Raw genomic sequence first — 23,960 nt, 5'->3', positions numbered from 1 at the left:
AACGAACTCTATCTCGCGGTCTGCGACAGCCTTCATCCCTCGCCCTCAGCGGCGGCCGTCATCGTGCCCGACACCGTGCAGCGCATGAGGGACGATGGCCTCGTCCGCTGCGGCGCCGGCACGACGCCATGAACCGTGCCTCCCGCGCCCCCCGCGCGACCGCGTTCGCACTTGGTGAAACGCCCGACAGGAGACGATCGGCATGAAGGCAGGAGCGATCGAATTCGTCGGTCTCGCCGCGACCCTGGCATTGACGGTCTGCGGTACCGCCGAAGCGACGGAGGCACCCCGTTCCACCTTCGTCGAAAGCGCGATCCTGTCCGAGCCGTCGGGCGACGTCCAACGCCTGTCCTCGCGCGACTTCACCGAGTACATGGAGCGCTCCGTCCTCGACTACGGGCGCACGAAGGCGCCGGCGGCCTTCGACGGCTGCCCCCTCCCCGACCCCGTGTCGAAGGGGCGGACCTACGTGCTCGATCCCGTCGGCGGCCGGCTGGACGGCGAGGGAAGCGCCGAGCGGCCGCTTCCCTCGCTATCCGCCGTGTTCGACGCGATCCGTAAGGGTCGGCTCCAGATGCCGCTGGAGGCCGGCGACACGTTGCTCCTGCGGTCGGGCGATCACGGCTCGGTGGTCGTGCCCGACCTCGGCAATGACGGCTTCATCGCGATCCGGGCGGCGCCTGGGGCGGCCCCGGTCATCGAGACCCTGCGGGTCACTGACGCCCAGAACATCGTGTTCGAGGGTCTGCGCTTCTCTTCGGCGGGCGACGGGAAGAACAACCGGTGGCTCGCTACCGTCTCTCCCGATGCGTCGTCCATCGTCTTCCGATCCAACCGCTTCTCCACCCGCACCGACGGCGCATCATGGAGTGATGAGGACTGGGCGCAACGTTCCAGGATGGGCCTGTTCTCGCGCGGGCACTGCGCTTCGGTCGTCGGCAACCGGTTCGACGATCTCTACAACGGCTTCCGGTCGGCCGGCACGTCCGCACTGGTCGCGGGAAACCGCTTCGAGGGCGTGGTCAACGACAACATCACTTTCGAGACGGGTCGCCAGTGGCTCCTCGGCAATGCGATCCTGAACGGGCGCAACAGCTTGTCAAATCCGCTGCATTCGGACGCCATCCAGGGGTGGAACAAGGATCCGGACCTCGCCTCCGACGTCGTGATCGACGGCAACCTGACCCTGCACTACCAGCCCCAGCGGGCGGAGCCGCCCGATCCGAAGCGCAAGGTCGCCGGCCAGTGGATGACGCCCGAATCCGGTGTCTACCGCCAGGGCATCTCGATCTTCGACGGGAAATGGAGCCATGTCCGGGTGAGCGGCAACGTCATCGTCACCAATTCCACGCACGCGCTGACGATGCTGGGCGTCGAGGACTCGGAGATTACGGAGAACGTGGCGCTGAGTTCCGACCCGACGCGCGTGACGGCGCGGATCCGCATCCTCTACGCCAAGAGCCGGGCGCCGGTCGAGCGGACCGTCGTGGAGGGCAACGTCGTGCCCCAGTTGGAGGTGACGACCCGTCTCCCGCCGCACCCGAACGTCATCCTGGACGAGCTGATTCAAAACACCAAGGGCCAGCCAGGGGAGACGCCGGTGCCCCCTGGGCCGCCCGCGGGATGGGGCGGGGTCCTGGATCGGCAGCAGGACGTCTTCGTGCGCGATATCGACCCGGCGGCCGGCATCTACGACGTCAGGCCGCGCGAGCCCATGCATCCGTGAAGGGGTGGACGGCAGGACAAGAAGCCGCAAGCACCGCCGCCGAACCACGGGATCGCGCGGCACTCATCCACGCACGTCATAAGCTCGAGGCGCGATGATCATCAAACTGTTCAGCACGGCGAACCTGTCCTCCGGCCGCTCCAAGGTCTTTCAGAAAGATGGTGGCGTCGGTCGAGGCGGCCGCGCGCGCCAGGCCAGACGTGACGATCCGGCTGCTGCTGCTGCAGGGCTGCGAGAGCGTACCCGCCGAGCTCATGTTCGAGGACGAGGCTCGGTTCGCCACCCTTCTGACGGTGCCCGAGATGTTCTCGCTGTCGGTGGCGCGCAACCAGCTTCTGGCCGAAGGACGGCGCCTCGGCTGGATGGCCGACGGCGAGATTGTCGCCTCTCCGGATGACGACTGCTGGTATACGGACGGCATCCTCGCGCATGTCCACGGCATCTTCGCGTCCGACGCGTCTCTTGACTTCTGATTCTGCGACTACGCGTCCGCGCCGGTTCGGATCAACGCGACGCTCGAGCGCGGCGCCTCGGTCCACGACGTCCTGCGGCGGGCCTCGTCCAACACGATGGTGTTCCGCAGCCAAGTCGCACACGACCTCGGCGACTTCGATCTGGATCTAGGCGTCGGGGCGCGGCTGAACGGCTCGGAAGACAACGACTACTCCCTGCGCGCCTTCGCGGTGTTCCGGTGGGCACACTTCCTGCCGCAGCCCGCGATCGGGCATCGGGATCGCAACACCGCCATCCGTGCCAAGTGCTACCGGTCGGGGCTGATGGTGATCGCCCGCCACGCACGCCGCCTTCCAGCCTTGCGCAGCGCGCTTCTGCGCAAGCTGGCCGTCTGCTCGGCGCTGATGGCGCGCGGCGAGCTGAAACCAACGGCCTTTGTCGGCGTGGTGCGGACGGCCGCCGGCGAACTCAGGGGCGCAGGGGACGCCCGCAGCGAGCAACGCCCTTGAGCGCGGCGCCTTGGCGCGACCGTCCCCACCCCCGCATCAAGGACTCGCGAACGGCGCGCCTTTGGCCTTCGAAAGGGGCAGGCGCCGGCCTAGGGACATCGCCGGCATCTCGACGAGGCGTAAGCAGAGTTCGGTCGCCGCCAGTGAAACGACGATCACCAGGAGGGAGATCCCCAGCGGCGACAGGACGCCGTCAAAGATCCGGAAAGTGGCCAGAAGAATAAGAAGATGGACGAGGTAAAGGCTGAAGGAGACGCGCCTCAGCCAGACCAGAGGCGCGACGTTCAGGAAGCGCTGTAAGACGTTGGCCCCGAGGGCGATGAGGACGACGGAGGCGATCCCGAACAGGAACTCCGACCCCTTGATCCCCGGCGGGACGGCCAGGAGCGTGACACAAACCGCGATCGTCGCCAGCACCCACAGAGGCTTCATTTCCGACGCGCGGCGCGCGACGTCATCGCGGCGGACCGACAGCAGGGCGCCGGCGGCGAAGTAAGTCGAATAGTAGAGCGTCGCATTCAGCGAGGCGAGGAGCGTGTCCGGCGTGACGAGCGGGGCGGTGAGTTCGGTGAACAGGAGCACGATGGCGATCGCCGCCAGCGTCGCCGGCACGCCGCGCAGGACGACCAGCATGACGAGCGGAAACGCCAGCGAGATCCGCATCTCGTGCACGAGGCTCCACATCACGTTGTTCAGAGAGGAATGGCTTGCGATACCGTCCATGCTGAGATGCGCGACGATCAGCTCGAAGCTGACCGGGTCCGTCCAGGACTTGCCGTGGAACCATTCGCTGAGGCCGGCGACCCCTTGGTTTACAGCCAAGGCGGTGAGAAGCGCCGCCAGTAGGATCGCCGCGGCGAACGGGATGTAGATCCGGCAGAACCGCTTCCACGCGTAGTCCAGATAGGGTGTCTGGGCCACCCGCTGGAAGACAATGTCGAGCACAAAGCCCGACAGCACGAAGAACAGGACCACCGCAGGCCGACCGCCAACGAAGGTTCTCAGCGGCGAATAGTGTAGCCAAGTCGACCACTCTCCTCAGATGGACAGCGATCCCAAGTCGATCCGGTCGGACGTGATCGGAAAGCGAGGAAGAGGTGGTGAAGCACGACGGTCAGGGCGGCGATGCCGCGCAGCGCGTCCAACGAAATCAGTCGTCCCAAAGCAACCCAAGTCGATTGTCGGAGGTATTTCTAAAAAAAATATCATGCCGTCATTATCAGGGCGAGGTTATCACGCGGAATTGATTCGAGCGCCGGCCGCATTCGATTCCTCCCGCCGGCGGCCGGCCGGCTCGTCCCCCCGACGCCCATCCGCCCTCGATGCCGCTCGCCGCCCACCCTGGCGCGGTGGCGCGGTAGCGGCGGACGGAGCGTCCGATAGATTTATGATCAATTTTGCAAAAATAGAATTCATTTCAAATGTTATATTATAAGATGATTTTTTGATTTTTTATTAAAATACTACTGCTGCGCCACATCAAGACTAAAAGGATAGCGATTACAGTCCTCAATCAATGATGACCACCTCGATGTCCGGGTGGTCCGCTGTTTTCGAGGACGCCCATGCCGCTGACCATCCAGCTCCAGTCGAACGCCACCGAAGCCGACATCGTGGCGGGCCTCGAGGTCCTTAAGGCCCAGGGCGGCGGCTCCCTGATCCTGCCCAAGAGCGCGACGATCCTCGTCACCAAAGAAATTAAGCTGTCGATCGACGCGCACCACATCAAGATCGACCTGAACGGCAGCACGCTTCTGGCCTCGGGCGAGCACCGCGTGCTCGTGGCCGAAGGCAAGGAGACCCCCCCGACCGCCGTGACCCTGTCGTCGGACACGGCAGGCAACGCCAAAATCACCTATGCCGCCCTGCCAACGGACATCAAGGTCGGCGGCTGGGTGAAGGTGGTCGCCGACAACGGCCTACCGGGCGACCACATCGACGCCGGCGACGGTGGCCAGACGACGAAGCTCGGACAAGCGGCCCAGATTGTCGCGATCGACGGCAACACGGTCACGCTGAAGGGGCCGCTCGTCGAACAGGGTCTCTACACCGCCAACGTGCGCGCCACGACCTACGCCGCCGGCAGTTTCACCCTCGAGAACGGTAACGTCACTGGCACCGCGGCGACCTACTCCTGGTCTGGGACCGACCTCGTCCACATCCGCTCGCTCGTCGACACCGAGGTGTCCGGCGTGACCGTCAAGAACGGTGGCACCGGAATCAACGTCGTCAGCAACGTCCATGCCGAACTGAAGGACATCGTCGCCTCGAACCTCTGGGCTGGCGTCCATTCTGCGACGTCGCTTGGCACCGAGGTGAACGGCCTCTTCGCCGAGACCGTCGGGCACGGCGTCCTCGTTCACGGCGTCGGCACCACGGCCAACGGCCGCTCGGCCTCGAGCTACGGTGCCGACATCGGGCTCGATGCCTCGAACTCGGTCGTCTACGACGCGTCGAAGTCGGCCTTCGACTTCCATTCGGAATCGCGCAACGGCACCTACAGCGAGGTGCTCGCCTTCGACGCCCGCATGCTCGGCAGCTTCCGCGGCATGGGCAACGGAATGAAGGACAGCGGCGGCGCCGGCAACGATTATGCCCTGCAGTTCTATGAATACGGCCAGGGCGACGGCCGCAATATGGTCGTCGACAACCTGACGGTCCGCGAGACCCAGAACTACAGCTTCATCATCTCCGGCAAGCCGGTCGGCAACACCCTGACCAACAGCCTCTTCGAGAGCAAGACGGCCGGATACGCGATCGGCGCGACGGCTGTGACCATGACCAACGTCGCGCGCACGCTCAGCAAGGGGGATGACGATATCCTGATCGGCACGAACAAGGCCGACAAGCTCCTGGGCGGCAAGGGCGCGGACCAGATCTTAGGCGGCGGCGGCAACGACTACATCTGGGGCGGCGCGGGACGCGACGACCTGTCGGGCGGGGACGGCCGCGACCGCTTCGCCTACAACGCCCTGAGCGAGGGCGGCGACGTGATCCGCGACTTCAAGGCCGGTGTCGGCGGCGACATCATCGACGTGTCCGTGCTCGCGATCCGCATGGGATGGGACCGGAGCAACCTTCTAGGCCAGCACACCATCCACGCGGTCCAGGACGGCCAAGACACGGTGATCAAGGCGGTAGACGGTTCGGGCCACCTCGTCACCCTGGCCCAGCTTACCAACGTCAAGGCATCCGATTTCACTGCCTCCAACCTGCAGACCAAGCTGTCGGAGCCGCTTCCCGCCGGCACGACTCAGCCGGTCGACCAAGCGGCGCCGGACGCGGCGAAGGTCCCGGCCCTTCCCGCTGCCGCAGCCCCCACCGTGGCCGTCGGGCCGAGGGCCGTCGGCTATGCGTTCTCGGCGAATGACGGCCACCTGAAGGCGGGCGAAACGATGACCGTCTCCGTCAATTTCAGCGAAGCCGTGACGGTCGCGGGCAAGGGCCTCGCCCTCCATCTCGCCAATGGAGGGTCGGCGAGCTACGTCTCGGGATCGGGGACCGCGAAGCTTACCTTCTCCTACAAGATCGCCGACGGCCACGACACGGGGGCGCTGAAGGTCGCCTCGCTCGACGTGACGAGCGCGACTGTTGCGTCCTTCTCCGGCGCCACGGCCGGCACGGCCGTCGCGGGTTCGCCTTCGGGCCAGCCGGTCGCGATCGACACCGAGGCCCCCCTGTCCAGCGCCATCTCCCTGTCCTACGAGGACAGCGGCCTGAAGGGCGACGGGCTGACCAACGCCGAGAGCATCCAGGTGTCGGGCTACGGCGACGCCGGTTCGACGGTGCAGGTCTACGACGGCACCAAGCTCGTGGGCACGACGAAGGCGGGGGCCGACGGCCTGTGGCAGCTCGACGTCGCCTCGCGCGCCAGCGGAACCCGCGCGTTCACCGCGGTGGAGACCGACCTGTCGGGCAACCGGAGCGCGGCCTCGAGCGTGGCGGCCGTGACACTGGACCTCAAGGCGCCCGACCGGGCGACGATCGACGGGACCCTCGGCACCGCCTTCACGAAGGACGCGGCCTACACCCTGTCCGGCACGGCGGAAGCGCTTTCCACGATCCGGATCCTGGACGGTAACACGCTGATCGGGACCAGCCGGGTCGGCGCGGACGGGCTCTGGAACTTCGAGGCAGCAGGCCTGTCGGAGGGCCGGCACCGCTTCACCGCCTTCGCCGAGGACGACGCGGGCAACCTGGGACGCGCCTCGATCTACCGGGACGTCACGGTGGACCACACGGCGGCCGACATCGAGGTCACCCGCCTCAATGCGGCCAACGCGAACGGCCAGACCCAGCTGCGCGGCGCCGCCAGCGAGGGCCAGACCACAATCTCGGTCTTCGACAACGGAAAGCTGGCCGGAACGGTCCTGGCCAAGTACGGGAGCTGGATGTTCGACACGACGGTCGATACGTCCAAGGCGCATAGTTTCACCTTCGCAACGCAAGACCGCAGCGGCAATGTCGGCAAGATCGAGGGAACCGCGCTTCTTGGAACCCGCAACGCCGATCGTCTGGTCGGCACGGTCCACGACGACATCTTCACCGGCGGCGGCGGCTCGGACACGTTCGTCTTCGCCCGGAACCTCAGCCACGACACCATCACCGATTTCCGCGGTGGGGCGCCGGCGAGCGGCGGCGACGTCCTCTCCCTCGACCCGCACCTGGCTTCCAGCTACGGCGACGTGATGGCCGATGCCGCGCAGGTCGGAGCCGACGTCGTGATCACCTTCGACGACCATTCGAGCCTGACCCTACAGCGCGTGGCCCTGTCGAGCCTGACGGAGCACAACTTCCTCTTCGCCTGAGCGCGCACAGTGCGCCACAGCGGGGGCGCCAGAGCCGCTCTCCCGCCGACGCCGGCGACGAGCCCGGACGCCGGGCGGCGCGCGGCACACGCTACGGACCGCTCTTTCCTTCTTCGAAGACCCTATGTTAGATGAACCATGCTGCAACGCACGTTCCGCCGCCGCGTCACGGGAGCGGTCGGGTGGCGTCGAAGTCGGCCACGCAGCGGCTTGCCTGCCCCATTCCCTTGCGAGATGCGATCGACCATGAAACTCGGCAAGCTGCGCAGCCTCAACAGTATTTCTTGGGTTCGGAAGTCGATCATCCGAACGAAGTGGCACATCTATACAAAGTTCTGGGGCATGGACATCGCGCGGTCCGCCAGCTTCTCGATGAAAACGCATTTCGACAAGACCTATCCCAAGGGCGTGCATATCGGCGAGCGCAGCTACGTCGCCTTCGACGTGGCGATCCTGGCGCACGACATGACGCGCGGCCTCTACCTGCACACCCGCATCGGCGACGACTGCTTCATCGGCGCGCGCAGCATCATTCTGCCCGGCATAACGATCGGGTCGGGCAGCATCGTCGGCTCGGGCAGCGTCGTGACCAAGGACGTGCCGCCACACTCGATCGTCGCCGGCAACCCCGCCAAGGTAATCCGGTCGGACATCGAGGTCGGCCCGTTCGGCCGCTTCACCAACGCGGAAGAGACCAAGATGCGGCTGGTGGCGAGCGGCGCGTTCGACTGACCGGCCGTGTGCCCGAGCGCCCCACCGATAGCCGGATCGACGCCCCCCGCATGACCCCTCTCTTCCTTGTCCAGAGCCACAACAACCCGGCGCAGCTCGTGCGCCTGGCGACGCTGATCAGGACGACGCTCCCGCAGTCCGTCGTTCTCTTCAGCCACGACGTCCGGGCAGCGCCGCTGGACAAGGACCTCTTCGGCAAGGACGATGCAATCCTGGTCACGCAGGGCCAGGGCGGACGCGGCGACTTCGCCATACTCGATGGCTATCTCGACGCGCTCCGCTTCCTGCGCCGGGAAGGCATCCGGTACGACTGGCTGACGAACCTGAGCGCGCAGGACTATCCCGTGCATTCGCTGGAAGGGATGGTGGCGGTGCTGGCGGCGGCAGAGGACCACGACGGCTTCCTCCACCATTTCGACGCGCTCGCCCAGGATCCCGACGCCATGGCGCCGATGGCCTGGCCGGCCGGGCATGGTTATGAGCGCTACCACTTCCAGTACGCCAAGCTGAAGGACCGGATCGGGACGCCGGAGCGGGCGATGCTGAAGATCCCGCGTCTTCTCGCCGAGCGCTTCCCGAGGGGGGTCCGCATCAACACCGCCTATGGGTTGATGGTCGGGCGCCATGCTGCGAATGCGCCCTTCGACGAGAGCTTCCGCTGCCATGCCGGCAGCTACTGGCACACGATCCGGGCGCGCTGCGCGGAATACCTCCTCGACTTCGCGCAGGAGCGGCCCGACGTCGTCGCCTATTTCCGCAAGGTGCTGATCCCGGACGAGTCCTTCATTCAGACCGTCCTCATGAACAACCCGGCGTTTCGCTTCGAGCCGCGCAACCGGCGATATTTCGACATGCGCGGGTCGCGGCATGGCCATCCGCAGCTGCTGACGGCGGAGACCTTCGACGCCTATACCGATGGCCGTTTCTTCTTCGCCCGCAAGTTCGCGCCCGGCGCGGCCAATGCCGGACTCTTCGACCGGCTCGACCGGATCGCGCGGGCGCCTGCCGCCTCGCAGGTCGGCTGAACCGATCCGCCAGCGCCTATCGGGCCCGGCGGACCTGGCGTGCCATGTTCATTCCCAACTTGATGGTTCCCCGGTCGATCAGCGCCATCGCGGCGGCGTAGACCAACGCGCCCGTCGTGATCATCGCGGCAAGACGCAGGACCGGCGAGACGCCGACGAGTTCGATCGACACGAACCCGACTACTGCGGCCATGATGCCCGCGCACAGGATCGGCCGCAGCGTCGCCTCCCCCTGCTCGCGCACCGAAACGCCGATCGCGGAGCGGATCGTCAGGAGACCCCATGGGATGCCGACGACATGCCGCAGCACCCAGGCGATGCCGATCGCCATCATCCCGTAGCCCGCCGACAGGAAACCACCGAGATTGGTGACGGCGACGGCCAGGAACGCGTAGAAGATCAACCCCTTCTGCTGCCCCTTCGCCCGAAGCACGGGACCGACGAGAACGCGTGGGAAGGCGAGGACCCAACCGGTGGCGGCCATCTGGCACACGATGATGGACGGCTCCCACCGGGCGCTGAACACCGTGCCGATGAGATCGGGGACGACGAGCGCGATGCCGACGAAGATCGGCGCGGCCACGGCGGTGATCAGGCGCGTGGCCTTCAGGAAGGCCTCGTTCGGGCTCTGGCCGAGGCGCTCCAGGGCCGAAAAGTAGGACAGGCCGAAGCGGATCGAGAAGGTCTGGATCAGCGTGGCCGTCTCGTCGATCAGCCGCTGCGCGAACTGGAAATAGCCGAGCACCGCCGCTCCGTGGACATAGCCGATCACGAGCCAGAAGAGGCGCACGAGAAGCCCCCAGAGAAGGCGCTCGACGCTGAGGGCGCTGCCGAACGCGACCAGCCGGCGGAACTCGGCGCCGACGAAGCGCGGACGCGGCCACCGGTTCATGGTGGGAAGCAGCATCAGCATGCCGCCGATCGAACCGGCCACGGCGCCGAGCACCACCGACCAGCTTCCGAACTGCAGCCAGGCGAGAAGACCGGTTGCGAGAAGGACGGTCACGCGCGTCGCCATCATGCGAAGCGTGAGCGCGGCCGCACGCATCTTGCGCGTCAGAAGCGCGGTCGGGATGGCAATCGAGGCGTTCAGCGGAAGGGTCAGGGCCGCGACCATGATCAGCGGCGCGAGTTCCGGATCGTCATAGAGAACAGCCAGGGGATGGGCCGCGACGAGGCAAAGGCCTGCGCCAACGAGCGAGAACATCATCACCCCTGTGAACGCGGTGTCGGAGGCCGTCGTATGGCTCGATCGTGCCGCGATCAGCGCCTCCACGAGGCCGAGGCCGAACAGGATTTCCACCGTCCCGACCAGCGCGAGGGCGATTACCGCGTGGCCGACCTGCGTCGGATCGAGAAGCCAGGCGAAGATGAAGGTCATCCCCAGTCCGACGAGGCCGTTGACCAGGCTCTCCGCTAAGCTCCAGGGAACCGCGCGCGCGACCTGCTTGTGGAGGCGTGAACTCACGACAGCGCCCGCATCGACATGTTGCGCAGCATGGTGTCAGTGCCCGAGGGCACTGTGCATGCGGTCGGATCCCTGGAACCAGAGATTGGCGTAGCGGTGCAGCTTGCCGTAGTTGCCGTCGGTGTAGCGTACCGTCTTGCCGAGCAGCGCACCGAGGATCATGCCGTGCAGACGGTCGGTGTAGATCTCGGCATAGGGGCGGAAGCGCTCTGTGGCGCGCGACACCAAACTGTCTCGATAGGGACGCCAGAGACTGTAGTTAGGAACGACCTGGCGGAGCGGATTGTCGATGATCTGCCACTTCCGCAAGGCCTTGATCATGAAGCGGTCGCGCGACGAGAACAACTCGTCCCAATCGAAGCCGCCCTCGTTCGAGCCTTCGTTGCGGCTTTCCTTGTCCCGCCGCTCCTGTACCAGCACGCCCTGGGCCTTGCCGGGCTCCCCCGTGTTCAGTCGCCCCCAGAGCTGGTGCGCCATGTCCGGCATGAGGGCTGTCGGCAGGCCGCATTCGTCGCGGACGAAGTCCAGAGAAGCGGCATCCCGGACGAAGATGTGAAGGTTCTTGTGAGCACCAAACAGGCTGGCCGCTCGCTTCTGCTGAGCCGCGTCATGAAAATGTATCGACTGGGGGAAGATGACGATCTTGGAGTCCGGGTAGCGCGATACGATCATTTCCCGAAACTGCTGGAACTCCGGCCAGATATCCCCGAAATTGCCGCCGCCCTGCATGATGATCGTGGGGCGGTGACGCGATACCAGATCGTCGAGCGCCTTGATCGATGGCTTGAGCGCAAGGTGGGGCTGCTTCTTGTCGACCCGACGCGCGAACTCGTGAATCGAAAACTGACCGAGTGTATTATAGCCGTTTTCGCGCAAGAACGCTTCGCCGCCCTGATGGATCAACAGGTCGCCGATGTTATCGTAAACGGGATAGTCCAGATACACGACCGGAACGTCTGGCGAGCATACGGCCTTGATGTCCAGAAGCTTCGTCTTGGTAGCTTCCATGACGCTTTCATGAGTCACGCGTCGTCTCCTGTAAAGAAACCGAATGCCTTCTCTCCTTGAGCGAAGAAGGACGGCACGTCAGCTGGCAGTCCGTAGTTGTGTCGTCTTCGGCATCATCGCGTACGATTGTCGCGGCTGCGGAGCGAAAGCCATCGCCAATACCAGGACGAACACGGACGTATTCGAGCTGATCACGTTGTCGGTGAAGCAGTATATGAAGAAGCTTGCAACCATCACAACAAACGCAGGCGTCCGGTACTTCGATGCTTGATACATCAGACGGAGAAATATCACTATAAGGAAGAAGAAGAAGGCGTAAGCGCCGACGTAACCTATCTCCAGAGCAAGTCGGAGATATTCGTTATGGGCAGCAATCGTGGCTGCCCTCTCGGCCACGTTCTCCGGGATCACCACGGTCTGGTGCCCAAGACCGATACCGAACATCGGATACATATCGAGGACAGCCTGCAGCGCACCCCAGATCAGGTCGCGTCCGCTTGACGATTCGCTTTCAAACCGAGCGGCGATGCGTTCTCCGAGGATGAGGTAGGCGACAAAGGCGAGCAACATGAGAGCGATCGACGCCAGCGAAACGGTGATGATCCGCTTCGTATGGAACTGGTAGAACATGACCAGGCAGACGAGAGCCGCCATGGCGAAGGGCATGCGCGCCGCGCTGAGAACCAGGATGATGAGATTGACACCGACCAGCCCCAGATAGCGGCGATCGACGAACACCGACGCCGTCATGGCGGCAATCGTGCCGACATAGCCTAGCGATCCGACGCCCGCCGGTATGACCGACCCTTGCAACCGTTGTACGCCAAGGAAGTCGACATACCAGACCGGATGGATGCCCAACACGTTGTAGACCATTCCGAGCGCGATGCAGCCGACGGGTGCCCAAGCCAGGTTGAGAATGATGAACCGATAGTCCTTGCGGTCGAAGACGACCATCAGGGGGATCAAAACGGCGACCAGGGAGAACAGGCTCAGGAAATAACGGCTGTAGCTCAGGTGGTTGAAGTCCGACAGAAGCGCGCAGACGAAGGTCGTCGCGACCATCATCGAAACGCAGAACACCGCGAAGGGGCGCTTGGGGCGCGACAGGAGGGCGGCGACGCCGAAGGCGAACAGGGTCGACTTGTGCAACTGGTTCGCCCCGGCGAGGCCGAGGACGCGCGGATTGAGCACCCAGATGACAAGATGCATCGAGAAGAGCCAGCGGGTGATCATGTCAGCGCCTATCCGCGAAAGCATGGGCGGAGTTCGCATGCTGATCCGCCGTCATCCGCCCTCTCCATGCGTTTCGAGTGCACCGCCGTTCGCCGGGATGCCCGGTCGCCTTGAAACCGTGCACTCCCGGCTCGGTTCGACGCCGCCAAGGGGAGAGAACCGTCAAGCTCCGGCGGCGGACGGTCTTCTATCACCATCCATCAGGCGGGCATAGGCCGCGACGTAACGCTCGGCCTCGCGATCCCAGTCGAACTGGGCGTCCGCCAGCGCCTTCGCCCGCCGGCCGGAGGCCAGGCGCAGCTCGAGGTCCTCGATCAACGGAACGGCCGCCACCGCAAGGTCGGCCGGCGTGGCGCCAAGCGCGTAACGGCCGGCCTCGCCGAGAAGGCGGCGCGTTTCGGTGAGATCGTAGGACACGGAGGAGATGCCGAGCGCAGAGTACTCGAACACCTTGTTCATGCTGATCTTGTCGTTGTACTCGTTCACCGGGTCGGGAATGATGCCGATATCGAAGGTCGACAGGGCCGCAAGAAGATCCTCGCCGCGCAGGTATCCCGTGAAGGTGATGTGGTCGGCGACCCCAAGCTCGCCCGCGAGCCGCTTGACCGACTCCAGCGCCGGGCCGTCCCCCACCACGACCGCGCGGATCGACCGCTGACCGTGATCAGCCACGAGATGGTGGACGCAGCGCACCAGATGGTCGACGCCGTCCTGGTCCGCGATGATGCCCACGTAGCCGAGAACGGTGGCCGCTCCCGCCCGCAGCGCCTCGTTGGGCGACACGCGGCGTATGCGCGCCTTGTCGGGCACGCTGTAAACTGTCACCACGTCTTCCGGCTTCTTTCCGCCGCGCGAGATCGCGAGACGGCGATAGGTCTCGTTCGCCGATATGACGAGGTCGGCCGTGCGGAAGGTCGCCTTCTCGGCTAGCAGGAGCAGCGTGTGGAAGAAGCCGCGGCGCTCGAACTTCGCCACGAAGAGTTCGGGGCAGACGTCGTGATGGTCGAAGACGAAGCGCTTGCCGAAGAGCTTGAACGGTGCCGCGACGAGGAAGATCAGGTCCGGCGGATTGCAGGCCTGGATCACGTCGAAGCCGCGGCGCCTCCGGACCTTCCAGAGCAGGCGGAACTCGTGGAACAGCGCCGCGGCGTATTCGTAAAGGAAGGCGAAGCGGCCGGAGGCCTCTAAGGGAAGGTCGTGCCGGAAGATCTCGATATCGTCGATCGTCTCGAAGGCGAGCGGGAACTGCGCGCTCTTGGGGCAGATCACTGAGATGGTCCAGCCTGCGTCGCGAAGGGCACAGGCCTCCTGCCAGACGCGCCGATCGAGCGGCACGGGCAGGTTTTCGACAATGATCACACAGGACGGCATCGCGTGCCCTCTCGATTTTAGGCGCCAACGACCGCCTGGGTGATCGACGCGCACGACCGTGACGGTGGATGGGCGAGGTGTATATTGCTGCAGCGCACCAATCAAGTCGACATGGCGGCTTGTGAAAAGGTGGTAAAGGCAATTCGGCGCGTCACGGGCGCCTGGACGTCGCGGACCCGCGCCCGCGGCCCAGGCTGATCGTCGTCGCCGCCGCCAGGTAGGCGGCGAAGAACGCGGCCATTCCAGGAATCTGGAGCGAGAAGTCGACAAGGCTGTGTAGCGCGACGAGCGCCACGGCGCCCAAGGCGATGATCGGAACCACGCGCATGCTGCGCCGACGACGCAGGCCCGCCACGAAGTTTCCCACGATGTGGAGGGCGCCCCCGATCAGAAGCGGCACAAACCCGATCCCCAGCCCGAGAAGGGCTTCCAGGTAGATGTTGTGCGCGCGCAGGAAGACGTCGCCCGGCGCGCCGCATCCAGCCGATCGGTAGATCGGGAAGACCGATTCGAACGTGCCGAACCCGGTGCCGAAGCGCCAGTTCTGACCGATGGCGTCCAACATCGACCAGTACACGCAAAGGCGCGCCGCATCCACGCCGCGTGTCTCCATGCGATGGATCGTCAGGCCGCCGAAGAGACCCACGACGCCGAGGGTGAGGATCGCGACGCCCACGGCGACCGCCGCCGGACGCCCGAGCGCCGCCAGCCTCGAGCGCGCACCCTTGACGGCCGGCGGCCGGCTTCCGCCAGAATCGAGGATCAGGAACGGGATAATGGCTACATAGGCGATCGCAGTGGCCAGGAGCGCGCCGCGCGATCGCGTCAAGAACAGGGCGAACAGGATCGCGAACAGGCACGAGAGCATCAGGAAGGCGCTGCGCCGCTGCGGCGCCGGCGCATCCGGATCGGTGAGGAGGCCGAAGAAGGAGTAGCGCACTTCCCCCTGCCGCACGGGCCGCAACGCCAGGGTCAGCACCGCGAAACTCGCCACGCCGAGGAACGTGCCGGCCGTATTCCGGTTGACGAACGAGGCCGTCAGACTGTCGAGATAAGCGGTCTTCTCGGAAAACAGGAGGCTGCGGGGAAAGAAGGCGACCTGCAGGAGCCCGAAGACCGCGAAGGCGACGCCCATGGCCGTCAGCCAGCGAAGAAGCACCACGCCCCCCTCGTCGCGCTGGAACAGCGCCAGCCCTGCCGAGAAGACGAGAAACGGCGCGACCAGCGTGAAAAGGGCGCCGCGCGTGGTCGCGGGGGCGACCGAGATGGCCGCGACGTCGGCACCCAGAAGCCGGTCCACCCTGCTCCAGAGCGGATTGGCAAACGGGTTGCCCAGAAAGCTCCAGGACTGGAAGACAAGATACAGCGCAAGACCGCCCGCCACGAGGATGCACAGGCGATAGGATCGCAGCGTCGCCGCCGCGACCGGGGGTGACAGGGCCCCCACGGCCAGCGACACGCCGACGAGGCAGACAACGCCCAGAAGGACGAGCGGCGAAACGGCGCCGCGCAGCGCGATGCACAGAACGAGTGCCAGGATGAACAGCGTCCGTCCGACAAGGACGAGACGGGTGGTCCCCGCCAGCCCCGCCCCCTCGCCGTCCCGCTCCCTGAAAAGAGGGCGCGGCGGTGCGGGATCTCTTCGTCCGGGTTGCCGAAGTTCGTCGACCCGCCTGTCTTCAACGGGCATCCCGTCCCTCTCGCTTTCCAATGGATTTGAAATGGAAGCCTCCGCTTGTCGGCGGTGCCGTCGCGCCCCGCCGCCGAAGCGCGGGCGGACTGTGTGTCGAAGCGGGACGCAGGGTCAAGACCGCCGCCACGTCCCGCGCTGCGGGGTCCACGACGCGCCGTAGCGATGTGTCCCAGCGTTAACCCACTGGAGCATAAAAACTTCTGCCCTGGGCCGGCTGCAACTCTCTCGACTTTCTCCGTTAATTATCCTGTGTTAAGGGTCTAGTTAGTATTAGAGGTCTTTTGAGTTTAGGGGCACGGCGTATGGATGTTTTCCGGGCTGGAATGATTGGATTGGCGCTTCTGGTGCCGGGTGGCGCCGTGGCGCAGGACGCGGCGGCGCCGCCGGTCGCCCCGCCGCAGGCCGGCGCGCCGGCGATGAATTCCGAGCAGGTCCCGGCCGGGTCGGCTGAGGATGCCGCCCAGTCGACGGCTGGTTCGCCGACCGCGTCCCAGGCCGGACCCGCCGGTTGGGAGGGCGAGGTGCCGCCTGCCTATGCCGGCACGCGCACGCCCGTCGGCGCCAATGCGATCGAGGCTTGGCTGGCGCAGCCGCGATCTATCCTCGACGACAATCCCCGCGGCGGCCGGAACATGGCTCAGTTCGTCCGGTCCCTGGTCGAATCGGACAATCGGTCGGTGCTGACCCTGGTCGACCTCGTCAAGATGCCCGACGTGCGCGACGCTCAAGTCGGCGCGGTGGCGGAGGGCCTGGCGAGCGCGATGCGCGACTCGGAAGGCCTCGCTCCCCGCTACGCCGCGTACATCCAGTGGGCGGTCGCCCAGAGCGGCTCCAACGAGCTGATCGAGGCGTTCGAACGCTCGTCGGGTGCTGACGAGGACCGCACGGCGGCGATCGGCGGGGGTGCCGGTGGCGGCGGTGCCGCGGGCGGTGGCTCGCTCGGCGGCGGGGGCGCTCCGGGAACCTCCGGTCCTGCCGGCGACGACTCGACCGTCGCGCAGACCGGCGGCCTGACCGGCGGCCGCGGTGGCGGCGGCAGCGTGTCCCTGAGCGAGTCCGATCGTCTGCTGGATGGTGCCTCCGGCCGCCTTATCCTATGCACGGTCGATGCGAGCCCGGCGGGTTGCCAGGTCGTATTCTAGGAGTTGTGCATTGCGGCACCCCTTCGCGCCGCCATAATTCCGACCCGGATAGTTGATGTTCGAATGCAGTAGGTGTTCGGCCGTCGTTGCGGTCCAACCGGAGACAGGCAGGACGGGACCGACGAACGATCGTTCGTCTCCGTCCGGGCTGAAATCGGTTCTTAGAATGTTCGGGCGAAAAGCGGTTGGGGGTGGGTGTCGCCCCGGATCGCTTCGTCGCGCTTGGGTTCTCCCGTTCGCGCCGCTCGTGCCGTCGCCGCAAGGCGGGGTCCGCGGGCCGTCCCGAAATGCGTCCAGACTTTCCATCCGTGAGGCGTCATGCTGCACTACCCCGAGATGAACGCCCGAGAGACCTCCGTCGCGATGGCGGAAAAGGATGGATCGGGAGACTTCATCGACTTCGACCGCATCCTCGCGATGGTGCGTCGACAGATCTGGGTCGTCGTGATCGGCATCGCCGTCGGCATGGTGATCGGCGCCGCCTACCTGATGTCGGCCGTTCCGGTCTACACCGCCTCGACCGACATCCTGATAGACAAGGGCCAGTCGAAGCTGGTGGACGAGCTGGCAACGGCCAGCGGCGTCTTTCAGGACGAGGCCGAGATGCTGAGCCAGGTCGAGCTTCTGAAGTCCCGCCAGATCGCGTCCGCGGTGGTGCGGGAACTCAAGCTCGACGAGAACGACGCGTTCCTGGCGGGTAGTCCCTCCCCCTTGCGTTCGATCCGTGTCGCCCTGAGCGGCGTGCTCTCGGCTATCCGCCCCGAACTGGCCGCCGAGGGCGTCGACGAGACGGCGGCGCGGCGCGACGCGGCGATCGACAACCTCCAGGCCAATGTCGACGTGGCCCGCGTCGGCCAGACCTACGTTCTCAGGCTGACCTACACCTCGCCCGACGCGGCTCTGTCGGCCCGGATCGCACGCGCCTACGGCAGCGCCTATCTCGACGACCAGCTTCAAGCCAAGTACGCCGCCACGCGCCGCGCCAGCACCTGGCTGCAGGACCGGATCGCCGAGCTGCGCCAGCAATCCTACGATGCCGACCTCGCGGTCCAGCAGTTCCGCAACGACAACGGGCTGCTCGCCTCCGGCGCCGGGCTCGTCTCGCAGCAGGAGCTGGGCGAGATCAACTCGCAGCTCGTCGCCGCACGCGCGCAGACGGCCGAGGCCAAGGCCCAGCTGGACCAAATCGAGCGGCTGATCAGCGACGGGCGCACGGACGCGGTGGTCAACGACGCGCTCGCCAGTTCCACCATCAACTCGCTGCGCAACCAGTATCTCGAGGCGGCGCGGCGTGAGAGCGAGATCACGCGCAAGCTGGGGCCCGACCATGTGCAGGCCGTTCGCCTGAAGGCCGAGATGCGCGAGTACGAGCGGCTGATCTTCGGCGAACTGCGGCGCATCGCCGAAAGCTATCGCAGCACCTACTCGGTTTCTCAGGAGCGCGAGCGGTCGCTGGAAGCGAGCCTGGCCGACATCCGGGCCGTGAACGCCGACGACAACACGCTGCAGGTCCGCCTCCGCGAGCTGGAGCGCGAGTCCGAGGCCTATCGCTCGCTCTACGACGACTTCCTGCAGCGCTACCAGCAGACCGTCCAGCAGCAGTCCTTCCCCATCACCGACGCGCGCATCATCACCGACCCAACCGTGCCGGAGAATCCGAGCGCGCCGCGCAAGCTCTTGGTCATGGCGCTGTTCGCGGGCCTGGGCGCCGCGGCCGGCGGCGCCGTGTCCGGGCTTCGCGAGTACCGCGAGCGCTTCTTCCGTGTCGGCAGTCAGGTCCGCAGCGAGCTCGACATGGAGTTCCTCGGCTTCATGCCGCTCGTGGATGCCGGCGAGGCGAAGGGCGGCGAGCCCGGCCCGGCGTCGCGCCTGTGGCCCGGCGGCGCGCTATCTACCTACGTGCGGCGCCGGCCGATGTCGTCCTTCGCCGAGACGCTGCGCAACATTAAGGTCGCGGCCGACCTGAACATGCCCAACATTCCCTCGAAGGTCATCGGCATCGTGTCCTGCGTGCCGTCAGAGGGCAAATCTTCGGTGGCGGCGAGTCTCGGGAACCTTCTCGCCCTGCAGGGCGCCAGAACCCTTCTGATCGATGGCGACATCCGTAATCCCGGACTGACGCGCAGCCTCGATACCAAGCCGGAGCGCGGGCTCGTCGAGGTCATCATCGACAATGCCGATCCCGACGAGGCCTTGCTCTGGGAGAGCTCGATCCCGCTGGCTGTTCTTCCGACCATCTTGAAGAGCCGCGTCTCCAACACCAGCGACGTCCTGGCGTCGGCCAAGATGGCGCAGATCCTAGCTCAGTTCCGCGAGAAGTTCGAATACGTGATCGTGGATCTGCCGCCGGTCGGCCCGGTAGTGGATGCGAAGGCATTCGCCAGCCGTGTGGACGGGTTCGTCTTTGTGGTCGAATGGGGCCGCACGTCCCGCCAGCTCGTACGCAGTGCGATGGGCAACAGCCCGGTGTTCCGGAACCATTCCCTCGGCGTCGTCCTGAACAAGGCCGACAGCAAGAAGATGAAGTTCTACCGGTCCTACGGCTCGCCCGAATATTACGCATCGCGCTACGAGTCCTACTACCGCAACTGACCCATGTCGCGGCGCTCGGCGGACACCATCGTGGTTCTCGCGGCCCTGCTGACGGTCGCGGGCGGCACGTATGCGCTGGTCGGCGCGCTCTCGGCCGAGCCATGGGTTCGCTACGCGCTGCGTCTAGAGTCGGCGCCCGGTCCGCTGAACCTGCCGGAGCCGGTGCGCGACGAGCTCGCCGAGCGGATCAGCCTGCGCGATCCTGGAAGCTGCGACTGGGACATCGCCCGCAGCCGGGTGACCATCGTGCTGGATCTCCTTCGGCGCAGTGCGGCCGCCGACGCGGCGCCGGCGCAGCGCGACCAAGCGGCGCGCGACGCGGTGGCGGTGGTCCGGGAGGGGCTTCTGTGCAACGCTGCGGATGCGAACTTGTGGTACCTGCTCGCGCTGCTCGAGTACCGCGCGTCCTCCGACTGGGGCAGGACGCAGCCGCTCCTGCGGACGTCGGCCCTGCTCTCGCCTTTCGAGGGGGACCTGCTTCTGAAGCGGGCGCAGCTCGCCGCGCTGGCCCTAAGCCGTCCCGAAGCCCGGCTGGACCTCGACGTCGCAAGCGACCTACGCCGGGCGATGGCCTTGGCGCCGGTCGCGCAGGCCTCCGCGGTACTGGGGCGCCTTCGCGACGCCGGACGGGGGTCGCTCGCGGACGAGCTGGTCGTCGACCTGCCGGCGGAACGGCTGGAGTCGCTGGCCGGCGGTACGAACTATCGCCGCTCGACCTTCGGGAAAACCGAGCGCTACCGCCACTTCGACTACGAGCCGTTCGGCGCGGGACAACCCTGACCGGTCGCGCCGCGACGTCCGTTGCCGACAGTCGGATCTGGCATAGGAGCTTAGGACCGTTCGCGAATTCGCAAGCGGTGCATGTCTAGATTGGTTTTGGTCCGCCCGTTCCCGTCGAACGGTCAAGACGTTGCGGATGGGGATCTGCCACATGGTTGGAACATCGCGAGACGCATCGCTGCCCGTCGGTCGCGCCGAGATCGTGAAGGCGCTCGCCACCTGTCGCTGGGCGCTCGTGGGCATCGCGATCCTGAGCGGCGTCCTGAACATTCTGTTCCTAACCGGCTCCTTCTACATGCTGGAGGTCTACGACCGCGTCTTGCCCAGCGGCAGCATCCCGACGCTGGTGGGCCTCGCCGTGATCGTGACGATCCTCTACGGTTTCCAGGGCATCGTTGATATGATCCGCGGCCGCCTCCTGGCGCGGATTGGGACGGCGGTGGACTCGCAGCTAAGCGGACGCGCTCTCCAGGCGATCACCCGACTGCCGCTCACCGCGACCGGCATCGACAGCACCCAGCCCTCGCGCGACCTCGACATCGTCCGCAACTTCCTGGCCGGCCCCGGGCCGACGGCGCTCTTCGACCTGCCCTGGATTCCCTTTTACCTGACGATCTGCTTCGCGTTCCATCAGGCTATCGGCTGGGCCGCGACGATCGGCGGGCTGGTCCTCGTCGTGATCGCGCTGTGCACCGAGATCATGTCGCGCAAGCCGGTCGAGGCGGCGTATACACTCGGCCGCCAGCGGGGCATGCTGTCCGACACGTTCCGGCGCAACGCCGAGGTCCTGCGCGCCATGGGCATGGAAGCGCGCGTTGGCCAGTCCTGGACCGAAGTCAACGACAAACTGGCGGCAGCGCAGCAGCGCTGCGCCGACCTAAATGCCGGCCTCGGCGCCATCTCGAAGGTCACGCGCATGCTGCTCCAGTCGGCAGTGCTCACGGTCGGCGCCTATCTCGTCATCAACGGTCAGGCGACGGGCGGCATCATCATAGCCAGCTCCATCCTCAGCGCGCGCGCCCTGGCGCCCGTCGAGCTCGCGATCGGCCAGTGGCGCCCCTTCATCGCGACCCGCGCAAGCTGGAAGCGCCTGTCCAACGTGCTTCAGAACCTTCCGCTCCCCACCGCGCCGCTCGACCTGCCGCCGCCGTCCCGGACCCTCTCGATCGAGAACCTGAGCGTCGCTCCCCCGGCGGTACGCGTGCCGTTCGTGCGCGACGCCACCTTCCGGGTGAAGGCGGGCGACGGTCTGGGCATCATCGGCCAGAGCGCCTCGGGCAAATCCACCCTGATCCGGGCGATCGTCGGGGTCTGGGCGCCCATGAACGGAGCCGTCCGCCTCGACGGCGCCGCGATCGACCAGTGGTCCGCCGACCGGCTCGGCGCCCATATCGGCTACCTGCCGCAGGAGCTTCAGCTCTTCCCCGGGACCGTAGCGCAGAATATCGCCCGCTTCGACCCTTCGGCGACCCCCGAGGAAGTTATCGAGGCGGCCGTCGCCGCCGGCGTCCACGAGATGATCGTTCGCCTGCCGGACGGCTACGAGACGGCGACCGGCGAGAACGGGCTCGCCCTGTCGGTGGGCCAGCGCCAGCGGATCGGCCTTGCCCGGGCGCTGTTCCGCAAGCCCTTCTTGGTCGTCCTCGACGAGCCGAACTCCAATCTCGACGCCGACGGCGAGGCCGCGCTGACGAACGCGCTGGCCGGCGTCCGGCTCCGGGGCGGCATCGTCATCGTGGTCGCCCACCGACCGAGCGCGCTGATTGCGATGAACCTCGTTCTCGTCATGGCCAATGGCCGGGTCCAGGCCTTCGGCGACAAGGACGACATCCTCGGCCGCGTCCTGTCACCCGCGTCCGTCGCCCCGCCGCCAGCCTCGCCCGCTGTCTCGGACGGGCGTCCCTATTCCCAGCAGCGAGGTCTGCAGAACTCACAGGCGGGATCCGCATGAGCAAGCTTCTCTCCAACACGACCCAGCGCTCGATCCGCCGTCACCTCGTGGCCGGCATCGCCCTCGTGGCACTTCTGGGCGGCGTCGTCGGCGGATGGGCGGCGAACGCCACTCTGGCTGGCGCGGTGATCGCCCACGGCGCCCTCGTCGTCGATACCGCCACCAAGCAGGCGCAGCACCCGCTTGGCGGGGTGGTGGAGACCCTGGCCGTCCGCGAGGGAGACCGTGTCGCTGCGGGCCAGCTCCTGGTACGGCTCGACCCCACGCAGGCGCGCGCGACCGAGCAGATCGTGGTCAAGCGGCTCGACGAGGCGCTCGCACGCAAGGCGCGGGCCGAGGCCGAGCAGTTGTCGCTTCCGGCGCCCGTAGTGCCCCCGGAGCTGACAGACAGGCTCGAGCAGCCCGACGTAAGGGCGGCGCTGGCGGGAGAGAAGACCATGTTCGATCTGCGCCGGGCCGCTCGGGAAGGCCAGCAGACGCAGCTCCGGGGACGGATCGACGAGCTGGAGGGAACGATCGCAGGCCTTACCGAGCAAGTCGCCTCCAAGGACGAGCAACTCGCACTGATCGACGAGGAACTCGGCAGCGTCGTCGCGCTCGTCCAGAAGAAGCTCGTCACTGCGACCCGCGCGACCACGCTGAAGCGCGAACGGGCCGAGACGCTGGGCGAGCGCGGCCAGCTCACCACGACAATCGCCGAGGCGCGCGGAAAGATCGCCGCCGCTAAGCTGCAGATCATCCAAGTAGATCATGACGCCCGCGAGGCGGCCTCTCGCGAGATCCAGGAGGCGCGCAACCAGATCGCCGAACTTGTCGAGCGCAAGACGGCGGCCGAGGACGAGCTGAAGCGAATCGAGATCCGCGCCCCCCAGGAGGGCGTCGTCCACAAGCTGGCGGTTCACACGATCAGCGGCGTCATCCGTCCCGGCGAGACGATCATGGATATCGTTCCGCTCGAGGAAAAACTCAGCGTCGAGATCAAAATCCTGCCTAAGGACATCAACGATGTGCATGTCGGCCAGACGGCCAAGCTGCGCTTCTCGGCGATCAACGCTCGCACCACGCCCGAGGTGACGGGGACCGTGTCGCGCGTGGCGGCGGACGTGACGGAGGATCAGCGTACCGGCCTGTCCTTCTATTCCGCTCGGATCGAGGTGACGAGCGAGGAGATGGCCCGGCTAGAAGGGCTGCGGGCGGTTCCCGGCATGCCCGTGGAAGCGTTCATCCAGACCGGCGAGCGCACAGCGCTGTCCTATCTGGTGCAGCCGCTCTCGGATCAGGTCGTGCGTGCCTTCCGCGAGCGGTGAGCCGACCCGAGCCGCCGGCTAGCGGCCGACGGCTCGCCCGGCGGAGGGCACCGCCGGGCATTTGCTCCATGACTGTCGCGTAAATGCAACCGTTTACCATTGAATCAAACTTCTCGTTCAAACGCTATAGGACTGCCTGCCAAGCCAGCTTATGGTTCG

The 23,960-nt window shown here is 66.3% G+C and carries 17 protein-coding genes; 11 read left to right on the top strand and 6 right to left on the bottom strand.

The genetic code is table 11. The features are described from left to right. Positions 1-202 precede the first annotated feature (202 nt). The 3 genes from BM175_RS19615 (at position 203) to BM175_RS19605 (ending at position 2,688) form a co-directional block, all read left to right on the top strand. Positions 203-1,726, top strand: a complete 1,524-nt coding sequence (locus BM175_RS19615; protein WP_090966104.1) for a right-handed parallel beta-helix repeat-containing protein — start codon at positions 203-205, stop codon at positions 1,724-1,726. Positions 1,727-1,884: 158 nt separating this feature from the next. Further along, positions 1,885-2,199: a hypothetical protein gene (locus BM175_RS19610; protein WP_090966102.1), complete on the top strand. Its 315-nt coding sequence runs from the start codon at positions 1,885-1,887 to the stop codon at positions 2,197-2,199. 96 nt (positions 2,200-2,295) lie between these two features. Then, the gene (locus BM175_RS19605; RefSeq protein WP_090966101.1) at positions 2,296-2,688 is read left to right on the top strand and encodes a hypothetical protein; all 393 of its coding nucleotides are present in this window, start codon (positions 2,296-2,298) and stop codon (positions 2,686-2,688) included. A 36-nt stretch (positions 2,689-2,724) separates the two neighbouring features. Here BM175_RS19605 and BM175_RS19600 read toward each other — a convergent pair whose 3' ends face one another. Beyond that, positions 2,725-3,693, bottom strand: a complete 969-nt coding sequence (locus BM175_RS19600; RefSeq protein WP_090966100.1) for an acyltransferase family protein — start codon at positions 3,691-3,693, stop codon at positions 2,725-2,727. 560 nt (positions 3,694-4,253) lie between these two features. Between BM175_RS19600 and BM175_RS19595 the strand changes: the two genes are divergently transcribed. From BM175_RS19595 to BM175_RS19585, 3 genes are all read left to right on the top strand, one after another. Continuing rightward, positions 4,254-7,496, top strand: a complete 3,243-nt coding sequence (locus BM175_RS19595) for an Ig-like domain-containing protein (protein ID WP_090966098.1) — start codon at positions 4,254-4,256, stop codon at positions 7,494-7,496. A 246-nt stretch (positions 7,497-7,742) separates the two neighbouring features. After that, entirely contained in the window at positions 7,743-8,228 is a 486-nt protein-coding gene (locus BM175_RS19590; RefSeq protein ID WP_090966096.1) for an acyltransferase, read from the top strand. Between the two features lie 50 nt (positions 8,229-8,278). Continuing rightward, positions 8,279-9,253, top strand: a complete 975-nt coding sequence (locus BM175_RS19585) for a hypothetical protein (protein ID WP_090966094.1) — start codon at positions 8,279-8,281, stop codon at positions 9,251-9,253. A gap of 16 nt (positions 9,254-9,269) precedes the next feature. Here the strand turns inward: BM175_RS19585 and BM175_RS19580 are convergent, their stop codons facing one another. The 5 genes from BM175_RS19580 to BM175_RS19560 all read right to left on the bottom strand — a co-directional run bounded on the left by BM175_RS19580 (position 9,270) and on the right by BM175_RS19560 (position 16,026). Further along, positions 9,270-10,721, bottom strand: coding sequence for an oligosaccharide flippase family protein (locus BM175_RS19580; RefSeq protein ID WP_139224711.1), 1,452 nt, complete (start codon positions 10,719-10,721; stop codon positions 9,270-9,272). A 36-nt stretch (positions 10,722-10,757) separates the two neighbouring features. Further along, positions 10,758-11,729, bottom strand: a complete 972-nt coding sequence (locus BM175_RS19575; protein WP_090966090.1) for a polysaccharide pyruvyl transferase family protein — start codon at positions 11,727-11,729, stop codon at positions 10,758-10,760. 78 nt (positions 11,730-11,807) lie between these two features. Next, positions 11,808-12,965: an O-antigen ligase family protein gene (locus BM175_RS19570; protein WP_175526926.1), complete on the bottom strand. Its 1,158-nt coding sequence runs from the start codon at positions 12,963-12,965 to the stop codon at positions 11,808-11,810. A 162-nt stretch (positions 12,966-13,127) separates the two neighbouring features. Next, positions 13,128-14,324: a glycosyltransferase family 4 protein gene (locus BM175_RS19565; RefSeq protein WP_244546089.1), complete on the bottom strand. Its 1,197-nt coding sequence runs from the start codon at positions 14,322-14,324 to the stop codon at positions 13,128-13,130. A 163-nt stretch (positions 14,325-14,487) separates the two neighbouring features. Continuing rightward, positions 14,488-16,026, bottom strand: coding sequence for an O-antigen ligase family protein (locus BM175_RS19560; protein WP_090966084.1), 1,539 nt, complete (start codon positions 16,024-16,026; stop codon positions 14,488-14,490). 335 nt (positions 16,027-16,361) lie between these two features. Here BM175_RS19560 and BM175_RS19555 point away from each other — a divergent pair, with 335 nt between their 5' ends. From BM175_RS19555 to BM175_RS19535, 5 genes are all read left to right on the top strand, one after another. After that, the gene (locus BM175_RS19555) at positions 16,362-17,171 is read left to right on the top strand and encodes a hypothetical protein (RefSeq protein WP_090966082.1); all 810 of its coding nucleotides are present in this window, start codon (positions 16,362-16,364) and stop codon (positions 17,169-17,171) included. Positions 17,172-17,489: 318 nt separating this feature from the next. Continuing rightward, a complete protein-coding gene (locus BM175_RS19550; RefSeq protein ID WP_090966080.1) occupies positions 17,490-19,763 on the top strand; it encodes a polysaccharide biosynthesis tyrosine autokinase in 2,274 nt (757 codons plus the stop codon). A 30-nt stretch (positions 19,764-19,793) separates the two neighbouring features. Beyond that, the gene (locus BM175_RS19545; RefSeq protein ID WP_139224710.1) at positions 19,794-20,543 is read left to right on the top strand and encodes a hypothetical protein; all 750 of its coding nucleotides are present in this window, start codon (positions 19,794-19,796) and stop codon (positions 20,541-20,543) included. Positions 20,544-20,694: 151 nt separating this feature from the next. Further along, positions 20,695-22,494: a type I secretion system permease/ATPase gene (locus tag BM175_RS19540; RefSeq protein WP_090966076.1), complete on the top strand. Its 1,800-nt coding sequence runs from the start codon at positions 20,695-20,697 to the stop codon at positions 22,492-22,494. Next, positions 22,491-23,801 (top strand): HlyD family type I secretion periplasmic adaptor subunit, encoded by a 1,311-nt coding sequence (locus BM175_RS19535; RefSeq protein WP_090966075.1) that lies wholly within the window; start codon positions 22,491-22,493, stop codon positions 23,799-23,801. Before BM175_RS19540 ends, BM175_RS19535 begins: the two co-directional genes overlap by 4 nt. Positions 23,802-23,960: the final 159 nt, after the last annotated feature.

This window comes from Aureimonas phyllosphaerae, assembly GCF_900113065.1.
GTDB lineage: Bacteria > Pseudomonadota > Alphaproteobacteria > Rhizobiales > Rhizobiaceae > Aureimonas > Aureimonas phyllosphaerae.
The sequence above is the reverse complement of the archived record's forward strand: the minus strand, read 5'-3'. Positions and strand labels throughout refer to the sequence as shown.